At 59.1% G+C, this 11,158-nt stretch carries 15 protein-coding genes and 2 pseudogenes; 9 read left to right on the plus strand and 8 right to left on the minus strand.

Annotated features, from left to right (window positions below; genetic code table 11):
• Positions 1-101 precede the first annotated feature (101 nt).
• Both V1479_RS24440 and V1479_RS24445 read right to left on the minus strand, forming a co-directional pair.
• On the minus strand, positions 102-425 hold the full coding sequence (locus V1479_RS24440) for a type II toxin-antitoxin system RelE/ParE family toxin (RefSeq protein ID WP_368805143.1): 324 nt from the start codon (positions 423-425) through the stop codon (positions 102-104).
• A 3-nt stretch (positions 426-428) separates the two neighbouring features.
• Positions 429-704 carry a type II toxin-antitoxin system ParD family antitoxin gene (locus V1479_RS24445; protein ID WP_368805144.1) on the minus strand — a complete coding sequence of 92 codons (276 nt, stop codon included), beginning with the start codon at positions 702-704 and terminating at the stop codon, positions 429-431.
• A gap of 750 nt (positions 705-1,454) precedes the next feature.
• Here V1479_RS24445 and V1479_RS24450 point away from each other — a divergent pair.
• From V1479_RS24450 to V1479_RS24460, 3 genes are all read left to right on the plus strand, one after another.
• Positions 1,455-1,727, plus strand: coding sequence for a type II toxin-antitoxin system VapB family antitoxin (locus V1479_RS24450; protein ID WP_368805145.1), 273 nt, complete (start codon positions 1,455-1,457; stop codon positions 1,725-1,727).
• Positions 1,727-2,137: a type II toxin-antitoxin system VapC family toxin gene (locus V1479_RS24455; RefSeq protein WP_368805157.1), complete on the plus strand. Its 411-nt coding sequence runs from the start codon at positions 1,727-1,729 to the stop codon at positions 2,135-2,137. The genes V1479_RS24450 and V1479_RS24455 overlap by 1 nt, the downstream gene beginning before the upstream one ends.
• 744 nt (positions 2,138-2,881) lie before the next feature.
• On the plus strand, positions 2,882-3,010 hold the full coding sequence (locus V1479_RS24460) for a hypothetical protein (RefSeq protein ID WP_368805146.1): 129 nt from the start codon (positions 2,882-2,884) through the stop codon (positions 3,008-3,010).
• A gap of 173 nt (positions 3,011-3,183) precedes the next feature.
• Here the strand turns inward: V1479_RS24460 and V1479_RS24465 are convergent, their stop codons facing one another.
• The gene (locus V1479_RS24465) at positions 3,184-4,071 is read right to left on the minus strand and encodes a LysR family transcriptional regulator (protein ID WP_368805147.1); all 888 of its coding nucleotides are present in this window, start codon (positions 4,069-4,071) and stop codon (positions 3,184-3,186) included.
• Positions 4,072-4,244: 173 nt separating this feature from the next.
• On the opposite strand from V1479_RS24465, the gene bla reads away from it, so the two are divergent.
• The 3 genes from bla to V1479_RS24480 all read left to right on the plus strand — a co-directional run bounded on the left by bla (position 4,245) and on the right by V1479_RS24480 (position 7,053).
• Complete coding sequence (gene bla, locus V1479_RS24470; RefSeq protein WP_368805148.1) at positions 4,245-5,132, plus strand: class A beta-lactamase; 888 nt, start codon at positions 4,245-4,247, stop codon at positions 5,130-5,132.
• Between the two features lie 95 nt (positions 5,133-5,227).
• Positions 5,228-6,385 (plus strand): class C beta-lactamase, encoded by a 1,158-nt coding sequence (gene ampC, locus V1479_RS24475; protein WP_368805149.1) that lies wholly within the window; start codon positions 5,228-5,230, stop codon positions 6,383-6,385.
• 173 nt (positions 6,386-6,558) lie between these two features.
• Positions 6,559-7,053 carry an SH3 domain-containing protein gene (locus V1479_RS24480; protein WP_368805150.1) on the plus strand — a complete coding sequence of 165 codons (495 nt, stop codon included), beginning with the start codon at positions 6,559-6,561 and terminating at the stop codon, positions 7,051-7,053.
• Between the two features lie 515 nt (positions 7,054-7,568).
• Here V1479_RS24480 and V1479_RS24485 read toward each other — a convergent pair.
• Complete coding sequence (locus V1479_RS24485) at positions 7,569-7,844, minus strand: hypothetical protein (RefSeq protein WP_368805151.1); 276 nt, start codon at positions 7,842-7,844, stop codon at positions 7,569-7,571.
• Here V1479_RS24485 and V1479_RS24490 point away from each other — a divergent pair.
• The 3 genes and pseudogenes from V1479_RS24490 to V1479_RS24500 form a co-directional block, all read left to right on the plus strand.
• Positions 7,839-7,925, plus strand: a pseudogene (locus V1479_RS24490) (amino acid ABC transporter ATP-binding protein); the annotation flags it as partial. The gene V1479_RS24485 and the pseudogene V1479_RS24490 overlap by 6 nt on opposite strands.
• 111 nt (positions 7,926-8,036) lie before the next feature.
• Complete coding sequence (locus tag V1479_RS24495) at positions 8,037-8,771, plus strand: SOS response-associated peptidase (RefSeq protein ID WP_368805152.1); 735 nt, start codon at positions 8,037-8,039, stop codon at positions 8,769-8,771.
• Positions 8,768-9,130 carry a hypothetical protein gene (locus tag V1479_RS24500; protein WP_368805153.1) on the plus strand — a complete coding sequence of 121 codons (363 nt, stop codon included), beginning with the start codon at positions 8,768-8,770 and terminating at the stop codon, positions 9,128-9,130. Before V1479_RS24495 ends, V1479_RS24500 begins: the two co-directional genes overlap by 4 nt.
• A 44-nt stretch (positions 9,131-9,174) precedes the next feature.
• Here the strand turns inward: V1479_RS24500 and V1479_RS24505 are convergent, their stop codons facing one another.
• The 4 genes and pseudogenes from V1479_RS24505 to V1479_RS24520 all read right to left on the minus strand — a co-directional run.
• The gene (locus V1479_RS24505; protein WP_368805154.1) at positions 9,175-9,408 is read right to left on the minus strand and encodes a hypothetical protein; all 234 of its coding nucleotides are present in this window, start codon (positions 9,406-9,408) and stop codon (positions 9,175-9,177) included.
• 99 nt (positions 9,409-9,507) lie between these two features.
• Positions 9,508-9,876 carry a sunset domain-containing protein gene (locus V1479_RS26185; protein ID WP_438620879.1) on the minus strand — a complete coding sequence of 123 codons (369 nt, stop codon included), beginning with the start codon at positions 9,874-9,876 and terminating at the stop codon, positions 9,508-9,510.
• A 460-nt stretch (positions 9,877-10,336) separates the two neighbouring features.
• Positions 10,337-10,924: a DJ-1/PfpI family protein gene (locus V1479_RS24515; RefSeq protein ID WP_368805155.1), complete on the minus strand. Its 588-nt coding sequence runs from the start codon at positions 10,922-10,924 to the stop codon at positions 10,337-10,339.
• A 66-nt stretch (positions 10,925-10,990) separates the two neighbouring features.
• A pseudogene (locus V1479_RS24520) lies at positions 10,991-11,158 on the minus strand (ABC transporter substrate-binding protein); the annotation flags it as partial.

Raw genomic sequence — 11,158 nt, forward strand, 5'->3', positions numbered from 1 at the left:
CGAGCTCCGGGGGCGGCCTTTTTTTGAACTGCACTAGCATGGGATACTTACTATAAGCGGCGCTCCTCAAACGCTTAGGCACGCCACGTAGTCGATTGACCCTATTCCTCCCCGTCATGATCCCGGTACAAGGCTTCATAATCGCGACCACCATAGAAGACGTTCGTGACCCTGACGGTGTCGGATTCAACGACGTAAGCTATAACGGCCACGCGCTCGAAGGGCACCGTCCTCAAGCCGGTCACTAGATCGTCACGGGGGCGCCCACCGTTCGGGACATCACCGATCCGCTCGCAGCGGGCTTGGATGCGCTGGATAAACCGCCAAGCCTGCTGGGGATGTCCAGATTGCTCTGCGATGAACTGGTAGATGTCGGAAAGATCGCTGAGCGCTTCTTCGCGCCAGACGACCGGCAAGGGGCTCATAATCTAGCGAGACTTTACAGTGCTGTCGTGCAGAGCGGCCAATCTGTCATATGCATCAGCCATCGACACGTCGGGCCGCTCGTCGGCCAGGGATCGCTGAACCCGGGCCCGAATGGACGCCAAGCGCTCGGCATGTTCCTCTTCTTGGCGTTGCCAAACCCGAACGGCCTCGCGGATCACCTCGCTGGTCGAACCATAGGCTCCGGCTTGCACTCTCTTCTTGATGGTTCGCACCATTTCTGGCGGCAGCGTGATACTGAGCTTTTCGGCGGCATCCATGCGTCGTTCTTTCATCACTCTCAAAGAGTAGGATAAAATCCTACCTGGCGCAAGCATGGAGCGCTGCGTGCGGCATCCGCAGGGAGTGGCGCGCTAGACACATTTGATCGATGGGCATCGACCCGATCATCCGCGTCGACGACGATACAAGCGAGATTATCTGGCCGACCCACGCACCGACACCCGGCATCGATACCACAATGACCGCGCTGGTGCCTAAACTCGGCTTGTAAGCCAGCGGACGGTTTCGGCCTGTCACAAGTCTGCAGCCGAGTGTGCGCCGGACCCAGATCGCCGCTGGAAAGTAATTGCTGCTTCTACCCCCGCGGTTCAACGCTGTCTCATCGCCACACGCACCCTTCCGTAGATCGGTAATCGCGCGGCCGTGCCCTTAATTCGATTTATGTGACAGCGTTGGGGTTCTAGCCCCGCTAAAGCACTGCTCGTAAAACGAAGTATCGGGTTGCGGGCCGAGGCGGCGCAGATCTTCCTGGCCCTGTCGGGCCGGCCTCGCGCTGGCCAGTCTTTGGCGAACACCCTCTGACGACCGTGGACCTGCCGCCCCTGGGGCTGCGGGATTTCGTGCCAAGGCCCATCAGCTCTCGCGTACTATGCTGCCTGCGCGCGCCGATCGGCTGGCATTATTTCGGCGACGGCGACGATCCATAGCAGCGAGGATGTTCGGACCTGTAGGTTGAAAGATAGACACAGGAATGTTATCTAGATTGTGCATCTAGAAAGGTGGTTGCCATGGCCTTGAGCATCAAGACAGAGGAAGCGGATCGGCTGGCGCGAGAATTGTCCCGTCTGACTGGCGAAACCATGACAGACGCCATCACCCAGGCCATGCGCGAGCGCCTGGAACGGTTGCGCGCCGAACGGGAAGCTCAGGCAGACTACGTTGCGCGCATGAAAGCCTTCGTGCGCGAGCGTGCCGGCCGCTACGATCGCCGCCCGGTCACCAAGCAGGAATGGGATGAAGCTGTTGGCGACACCCCCGAAGAGCTTGGCTTCTCACGATGATGATCGTGGATGCGTCCGCGATCATTGCGATTCTATTCGAGGAGATGGAAGCGTTTGATTGCATGGCCGCTCTTCAGATGGATGCCGCGCGTCTCATATCAGCGGTGAACTACGTTGAGGCCGGTACTGTCATGGCCGGCAGGATCAGGGACAAGGACCGGCACGAGGCTATTACCGATCTCGACGCGTTCCTGTCCGACTTCCGCATATCGGTTGCGCCGGTAGACGATAACCTTGCCCGTGCCGCCATGAAGGCGCGCCTAGATTACGGCAAGGGATTCGGCACGCGCGGCGGCCTGAACTTTGGTGATTGCTTCGCCTATGCCCTCGCAAAACGGCATTCCGCTCCCCTTCTCTACGTTGGCGAAGATTTTGCGCTGACCGACGTTCAGTCCGCGCTGTCGCGGTAGAGGCAGAGAAGAGAGTTCGAGCCAGAGCAATGAATGGCGAGGCCAGCAAGAACGAGAGAAGGCTGGAGAGGTCTCAAAATCTCAAAGCTAGCGGGCTATGCCCTTCCCGCGAGTCCAGATGCGGCTTGTCTACACCCCCGCGGGGCCTCTTTCGGAGCCTGTTCCAAGTCAACGGCAAGGCACACGGCAACGCCTCGCCCGAGATGATTCCCGCGGACTGCGCCCGCTTTCAGCGAAATTTGAAGGTGGTCCTGTCTCTATTAAGGTCTTTGGCTGAACCTCGGCTTTCTCAGTTTTCCAGCCAGAACCGGACAGGCAGCAGACGGCCCCGAAAGCGCCGGCGGGATACGTTTCAGAACGTCAGCCTGCTGGGCTGACGCCAACGACCGGACCGGGGTGGCCTGCCCGACGGCTTTTGCGGGCAAAATGTCGAAAGCTGCCCTAGATCTCGTCAACGAGCTTCGGCAACAACGGCTCTTTTCGGCATCAATGATTTCATTTGCGGCGTAGGTTCCACTAATTGGTGAAATGGCCCAATCCGATGAAATCAATTGCAACGCGATCCGGCACAGGCATAGAAGGTCGCGGATCTCGCCGCAGCATCGGATGTCAGCCTCGGCCATGTAAGCAATGTGCGATCGGCGCTGCTCGACAGGGAGTGGGCGACGGTCGACGACGAAGGCGTTCGCCTAATAGCCCCGGACGCCTTGCTGGATGCCTGGCGTGATTCCTACGAGCCAGTCCGTGGCAACCGCTCGTTCTGGTACAGCACTCTCCATGGACGGCTACAATTTTTGTAGCTTCTCCGACGATCTGCGCGACCTTACGCTCGACGATCGCGGCGTGTTCCTGAATATGGTCGGCAAGTTCTGATATGGGCCTGTTTGAAACATCGCCGAGAACCTCCTGATAAGCAGCCCCCCATGGCACCCGCGCTAACGCCCAAAGTAGCCAGCCGGCAAAGGTCGGCACATAGAATGGTGAGCGCTTATGTTTCGGTCGGTGCAGTCGCGGGCGCTGTGAAGAAAAGAGACACTCCCAGGCCCCTAACTGCGAGTGTCAGGACAAGCCGTACTCTCAGACTGGATCCAGTTCGAGAATGCGATCATCGCTGAATTCTGCACCCGGTCGGAGGGACATGTCAGATAGTAGCGTCCCGCGAACACGGTTGAGCCGAACGGTTGCGCCAGTTTGCCGGCCTCGATCTGGGCAGCGAACATTGGAAGCGGTAGCAACGCGATGCCTAATGCTTGAGATGCAAGCTCTGCAATCGCTAAGGATGAATCCAGGACCGGCCCTGTAACAGGTGGGCAAGGCACACCGATTTCAGCGAACCAACGAGGCCACTCATCGCCTCGATAGCTCCTGAGCAAAGTGTGATGTGCGAGATCACCGGGGTGGCGAAGTCCTGCTGCAATTTCGGGAGCACAAAGCACCGACATCGGCGCATCAATCAAAGGCCACGCATCCACCTTGGCCCAATTCCCCTCGCCGAAACGAATTGCCATGTCCAACCCCTCACGCGTGATCTCCACGCGGTTATTGTTGGTTGAAATGCGCAAGTCGATCTCTGGATGTGCTTTCTCAAATTGCGGAAGGCGTGGGATCAGCCATCCCAGCGCAAAGGTGGTCACCACACCCACCTTCAGAACTTCGATCCGCTGCTGGCCCGTGACCCGGTCCAGGACGCGCGAAATCGCGTCCAGCCCGTGCTCCAGAACAGGATAGAGCGCCACGCCCTCGTCGGTCGGCACCAGGCCGCTGGGCGTACGCAACAAGAGCTTCGCACCGAGCAGCTCCTCAAGGCGGGCAATCTGGTGGCTCACCGCAGCTTGCGTCACCCGCAGTTCGATAGCGGCGCGGGTGAAGCTTCCCTGCCGCACGGCGACCTCGAAAGTGCGAAGGGCATTGAGGGGTAAGTCAGGTCGATCCATGGCAGTACCTCAGCTCATACACAACTCAACTATTTGTCGTCTTACACCGGAATTTGCCAAGGGTTAATTCAAGCCCATGACATGAATTGATGAGCGGCTACAGGACGACCCGCTGATCGCCCCCCAACCGCCACCGGTGCAGGTGCGCCCTGCCCCCAAGTCGGAGCAAGCAAATGATCCTATCGGCAAGCAGAATTGGCTCCCTGATGACCGCTGTTATTGTCGGGCTGAGCCTCCACGGAAACGCCACCGCACAACCCGCAGAAGCGCAACTCTTCAAAACAGTCCGGGAGATCGAAAAGAAGCTCGATGCGCGGATTGGTGTGCTGGTGCGAGACACTGCAAGCGAATGGGAGTGGGGCCATCGGCAGGACGAGCGCTTTCTCATGGCCAGTACCTTCAAATCCGTCCTGTGCGGCGCTGTCCTCGACCGCGTGGAGCGGGACCAGATGAGCCTGGATGAGCAGCTGGAGATTAGACGTGACGAACTGGTCGCCTATTCACCAGTCACTGAGAAGGCCGCTGGCGAGACGATGTCAGTCAGTGATCTGTGCCTTGCCACACTGGACATCAGCGACAATACCGCCGCCAATATCCTGATTGCGCGTCTGGGCGGAACACGGGAAGTGACCGCCTTTGCGCGCAGCGTTGGAGACGCAGTCACCCGCCTCGACAGGATCGAGCCAGATCTCAACCTCTTTGTTCCGGGCGACCCGCGAGACACGACGACACCGGCTGCTATTCTCACGACCTGGGAGTCCATGCTGTTAGGTGATGCGTTGTCATCCAAGCACCGAGCCTTGTTGCTGGACTGGATGAGCCGAGGCGGTGTCACCGGCGCTCTGCTTCGAGCGAGTACGCCTGACAATTGGCACGTAGCCGACAAATCCGGCGGCGGGCAGCAGCACACCCGAAACCTTGTCGCCATGGTGACGCCACCAGATGACGAGCCACACCTCGTCGCCATCTACGTTTCAGACACACCCGCGGACTGGGCTGCGAGAAACCAGGCGGTGAAAGAAATCGGCGAAGCCGTCGTCCGAATGATCAGCCATCGCTAGCAGACGCAGCGCCGAACCCAGTGTTCGAGCTGCCTGTCGGTGCTGGAATAGAAATAGTCCCTATCAGCGAGAATCTAAGTAAGGTCATAATGCGTATGCGCAAAAATGCATTTCTGCTCTTCGCCATTTGTCTGGCGGCAAATCCCGCCCTCGCCAATTCTGCCGATCGGCAACAGGTCGCCGCCATCGTGGACGAGGCATTTGGCTCCCTGATGCGCAAACACCAGGTGCCCGGCCTTGCGGTGGCCGTCACCATCGGGGGGAAGCACCACTTCTTCAACTACGGCGTGGCATCGCTGGAGACACGGGAACCAGTGACAGAACACACCATCTTCGAGATCGGCTCGGTCAGTAAGACCTTCACCGCGACGCTTGGCGGCTACGCCTTGGCCATGGGAAAGCTTTCGCTTGAGGACAAACCGTCGTTGTACGTGGCCGAACTCGCAGGATCGGCCGTGGACCAAGCGACCCTTTTGAACCTTGCCACCTACACTGCCGGTGGTCTCCCGTTGCAGTTCCCTCAAGGCGTCGACAACGACAGAGACGCAATCTCGTATATCGCTGCTTGGAAACCAGAAGCCGAACCGGGCACCGTTCGGCGCTATTCAAACCCCAGTATTGGATTATTCGGGCACCTGACAGCCGAGGCGTTAGGTGGTGACTTCGCCGACCTTCTTGAGACGCAGATCTTTAGGCGGCTGGCTTTAACCCACACCTTCGTGCGCGTGCCTGAGGATTCCATGGCGTCCTATGCGTGGGGTTACGATGCAGACGGTCGTGCAGTCCGCGTCAACCCCGGCGCCTTTGACGAAGAAGCCTACGGTGTGAAATCAAGTGCGGCCGACATGATTTCGTTTATCGACGCCAACCTGCACCCGGAACGGCTCGATCCCATCATGCGGGAGGCCGTGACGGCAACACATAAGGGCTATTTCGAAGTCGGCGAGATGATCCAGGGCCTTGGGTGGGAGCAATTTCCCTTCCCGCTCACATTGGAGCGGCTTCGCGCCGGCAACTCTCGAACTATGGCTTTTGAAAGCAATCCTGCCACGCCGGCGCAATATGATGCGCATTCTTCGCATGCGGTTCTCTACAGCAAGACCGGTTCAACCAATGGCTTTGGGGCGTATGCCACATTCGTTCCGGAAGCGGAGCTGGGCGTTGTAATGCTGGCGAACATGAACATCTTCATGCCCGATCGCCTTGAGGCTATGCATCAAGCGCTCGAGGCCCTTGCGGAACTGGCGAAGTAGATCGGCATCAGACCAAATGCTTGACCTGCCAGTCGCCGTCCAATCGGCAACGCCTTGACCGCTTTCGTCGTCGTGCCAAGCCGCCTTTGGCCAGTGCGCCGGCCGGGCCTGCTCCTTGTACATCCGGCATTCAGCTACTTCGTTATAGTCTGTTGCCGAAGCAGGAGATCTCGATGAACAAGCATTCTCTATTCGCCTTTGCGGTCTTGGCCTTATCCGGCCTTCCCGGAGTTGCCGCCGCACAGGTGGTGCCTGGCGAAGAGCACTGCGTTGTCAACGTGCGTACGGACGATCGGTTGAACATGCGTGAAGGTCCCAGCGCCAATACGCCGATAGCTGCTCGTAAGCGCTACGGCGAATGCGGTATCCGTGTAACCGACGAATGCCGCGGTAACTGGTGTCCCGTGGAAGACGGTCATTCGCTAGGCTGGATTCACAGGCGCTACATCGCCATGGTGTCGCCGTCTATGTACTGCGTCACGGGCGTTGCAGCGGGCGATGGGCTGAACCTTCGCGCTTGGCCTTCACCTCAGTCGCGGATTCTTACTAAGCTCTCCCGACACCAGTGTGATATCGCCTTCCTGCCCTACGCGAGGGGCAACTGGCAAAAGGTTCGCGCCCATGGATGGGAAGGTTGGGTGAACCGCGGGTTTCTTAGCGGCCAGTGAAGCTCACCGGCGCTTGCCGGATGAACGATTCCGTTGTGACGTTCCCGAACGTAAGCGGAGTGACATCGATGAACCATCGGGTATTCTTCCTCGCGCATTCGATTGCCATGAATGTAGACCACGTGGGCGCATTGGCATGACCAGCGATCACATTCCCAAGATCGTCAGGCTTGGCCCTTCGGCCTATGCCTGCGCTCGGATGACCCGCGTACGAGAACCTTCACACGCCATGACGACGAAGGTCGGTGCCGAGCGACGGGAATGCTCGGAAAAGACATTCACACAACGAACTGACGAAGGCATCTGCCCCGGAATGGGCGGGAACTTGGTCCGCATTCTAGGAGAGGACGTTGCGGAGTTTGCGCGACTGAGACAGAGGCTGAAGCAGAACAAGTGTACGATATTCAAGCCGACAATACGGGTATGGAACTCCTAGGGCTGCACGACTAGACGGTTACTGTGGTTATAAGCGGATCCGCAGGCGCTGACGCCGGGCCAATTTGAACGCGGATCCGTCAGCGGTTCGGAACAAGGGGAATCGCTACAGGGGCGTCTTCATCGGGGCGTCCATCTACGGTTTGATCAGGCAAATCAGAACGGTCTTCCACGCTCGCCGACGCGCCGGAGTCCAGAATTGCTGCTGCTGCATCCAGTTTCGCATCCTCGACCATGGCTGAAACGACCGTTTTGCCGTCATCTAGTGTCTCGACGGTGACATCGGCGTCCGGAATTTCGGCGTCGGCGGCGCGACATCGAGCAGAAGCTGCACGGTCTCGAAATAGCGTTTCCACGAGCCCATCTCGGCACTCGATCCCGACATGATCAAGGAGGTCCTCGACGTCATGACCGGCCTCGCCCGCGACGGCCTGACCGCAACATAGGGCTCACAGGGCACGCGCTAACCAACCCGAATAGCAATATCGCGGCCGATCACCCGGCCATGCTGGCTTTACCGGCCGCATCCCGTAAGGCAGGATGACCCTATGTGTGGACGCGTCAATATCAAAACCAATCTTGACGACATGCTCGCTTCGTTCGCCTTCGCCGCGCGGAACGAAGATGTAGACCGCGCCGCTAATCGCTTCCCTCGTTACAATGGTGCGCCGGGTCTCGACTATCCGTTGATCGTCCGCGACGTGACGAGGGATTCGGCGAAGGCCCCCGTCCTTGGACCGGTCTTCATGATGGCGCGCTGGGGGCTTATTCCCCATTTCGCCAAGGCCCGGAATGAGGGCTTCAAGCATATCAATGCCCGGTCTGAAACGGTCGCAACGAATGGGGTGTTCAAACGCGCCTACGCGGCCCGCCGCGCCCTCATGCCCGTGACGGGCTATTTCGAGTGGCAGGACATTTACGGCACCGGCAAAAACAAGCAGCCATATGCCATCGCCATGGCCGACGATTCCCCATTCTGCCTGGCGGCGATTTGGCAGAATTGGCGCGATCCCGAGACGGGCGAAGACGTTCGGTCGTTTTGCCTTCTGACCTGTGAGCCCAACAGCCTCATGGCGACCATCCATGATCGGATGCCCGTCATTCTGCACCGCAAGGACTATGAGCGCTGGCTAGGCGATGAAGCCGATCCGGCCGACCTGCTTGCACCGTATCCCGCCGACCTCATGAAAATGTGGCCGGTTGACCGTAAGGTGGGCAACTCCAAGAACGATACACCCGATGTGCTGGACCCTGTAGAGGGAGAACAGGGGCCGCTGCTATGACCGGGATACCGAAACCCAAGGACGGCCACTTCGGGTTCCAAGGCAGCGAAGAAGCGTTGCAGGCCGAATACGATGCCTTGATTGCCCGTCACGTTGCGGCGGGCTGGAATGAAGCTGCGTTGGCGCTGGCCATTGAGCGGCTTGCACAGGAGCATATCGCGACCCTTGCCGGGGACGAGGTGGCCGAAGTCTTGGCGGCGGCGCAATCAGATGCGCAGTTTTACCGTTTGGGCGTAGCGGACGAGGATGAGCCGGCTTGGGGGCGCAAAAGTCCAGCGGCCTACAGGGCGTTGGCGATCTTCGCTGCCACGGCTCCATTGCTTATAGGGGCATTCGTGGCCATCTGGCTGGCGGCATAACGCCCCGTCACCCCTAAGGCGAGCTCATCCATACGCCCGCGCCGTCAGTGACTGGAGTCAACAATCCCTTCTGCAAGGGCAGCTTGAAGCGTCCCGGCGAAGTCGGAGGACAACTCCAGCGTACACTTGTACTTGGACTTGTTGTCGTACATGCCTCCCGCTTCGAAGGTAAGCACGACACAACCACTACTCCTATCAACGATTATCTGATCAATCGGCGTGCAGCTTATGAGCTTTCTCTCGCCGGCTCTCTTGAGCGGCTCCACATATACCTGCATGTGTCTCTCCCAAGTCCCAACAGCGGTAGAGTACGAACTTATTGTCGCATGTCTATTCAGCCTTTTGGGTAGGATAGCTCTGTCGGATACAACTCGACCCTAAACCCGAGACCTACGCCACCCAGCGCGGCGCGCTTCGGCCTCACTGCAAAACCAGCGCTCGCCGTGTTGGGGGGATATGCGGGTTTCATTATAATACTTCTGGCCGGGCACGTGATAGATGCGCTCGCCGGTGTTGAGGCTGATATTGCCCTTGACGTTGCACCCGGAGCCGGGAGCCATGGCCTTCAGGCTGTCGAGCGATACCCCTCCTGACGTGGAGGTGAGGGCCTGCAACGAGCCGCCCGTCACGTTGAAGACGGCAAATGCCGCAAGGGCCACGAAGGGCCCAACGGTTCGGACCAGAATGCGTCCGGGCTTGTGGCGATATTGCTTAGCCCCGCGCTGTCGCTGATAGCTCCTACCCATCTCGGCATTGTGACCTAGTCAGCCTAACGGGGGGTGGAAACGTTCATTCGGATTTGAATCGTGGCGCTGGTCTGGCGCTGTAGGTCGGAGCGCCCGTCGTTGCCTTTAACGGGACGCACCGGCCCGCTAGCGAGCGCGAAGGCACGCCGCAGATCGAGACCTGCGATCCGATTTCATTGACACTCGCCGGTTCTGGCCCGGAAATGGCGGAGCTGATCCTGTTTAAGACAGCGACGCTCACGCCATTGGGTTTGCAGCAACCAATGGCTTCGGGTCGACGCGACATTTGTTCCGGAGGCAGAGCTGGGCGTTGTGATGTTGGCGAACACTACCGTCTTCATGAGCACGATCGCCTTGAGGCTATACATCGAACGCTCGAGCCTGCCGAGGCATATATCTGCTTGAATGCGAAGGACGCTGGCGGCGCGAGGCAGGGCCTCTGCGCCACCTGTTCACAATGTCAGCTATGGGTAATCTTCGTGCCCAGCACTTTCAGGCACTCGCGCATGAACGCGGCAAGGCCAGTCCAGCCTTTGGCCGAGACCATGTTGCCGTCGACATGGGCTTCCGTCGGACCAACGTCGACATAGATGCCGCCGACCGCAGTCACTTCCGGTTCGCATGCGCCAAGTCCGGCAACCTTCCTGCCCTTCAGGACGCCCGGCACCGCCATGAGGATCTGCACGCCGTGGCAAATCGTGAAGATCGGCTTGCCAGTCTCGTGGAAGTGGCGAACCATGTCCTGAACCCGCTTGTCGGTGCGGATATATTCGGGACCGCGCCCGCCGGCAGCGTAGACGGCATCGTATTCCTCGACCTTCACGTCCGCGAACGTCTTGTTGATGTCTGCATAGTGACCGAGCTTCTCAGTATAGGTCTGATCGCCCTCGAAATCGTGAAGCGAGGTCTTGATGCGATCGCCGGCCTTCTTGTCGGGGCAGACGACATGGACGGTATGGCCGACAGCCTCCATGCCCTGCTGAAACACGTAAATCTCATACTCCTCGGTGAATTCACCCGTCAGCATGAGTATCTTCTTGCCGCTCATGTTGGATCTCCTTGTCGTGGTCATTGAATGGCGACGCCCCGAGACGTGCCGGGAGCCGCCCGGTTGTCAGAACGGGGAATCTGGGAAGTAGAACTGGTCCGCGTTTTCCGGCGTGATCAACGGTGCGTCGAGCAGGAAGGAGCCGCGCATGGGCGCCTGGCCAGTGAACTGCCCCGCGGTCATGTAAATCGCCGATTTGATCATCGACGGCGGATACGGTGTAGAGATCGGCGT

This window comes from Neoaquamicrobium sediminum, assembly GCF_040970315.1.
GTDB lineage: Bacteria > Pseudomonadota > Alphaproteobacteria > Rhizobiales > Rhizobiaceae > Aerobium > Aerobium sediminum.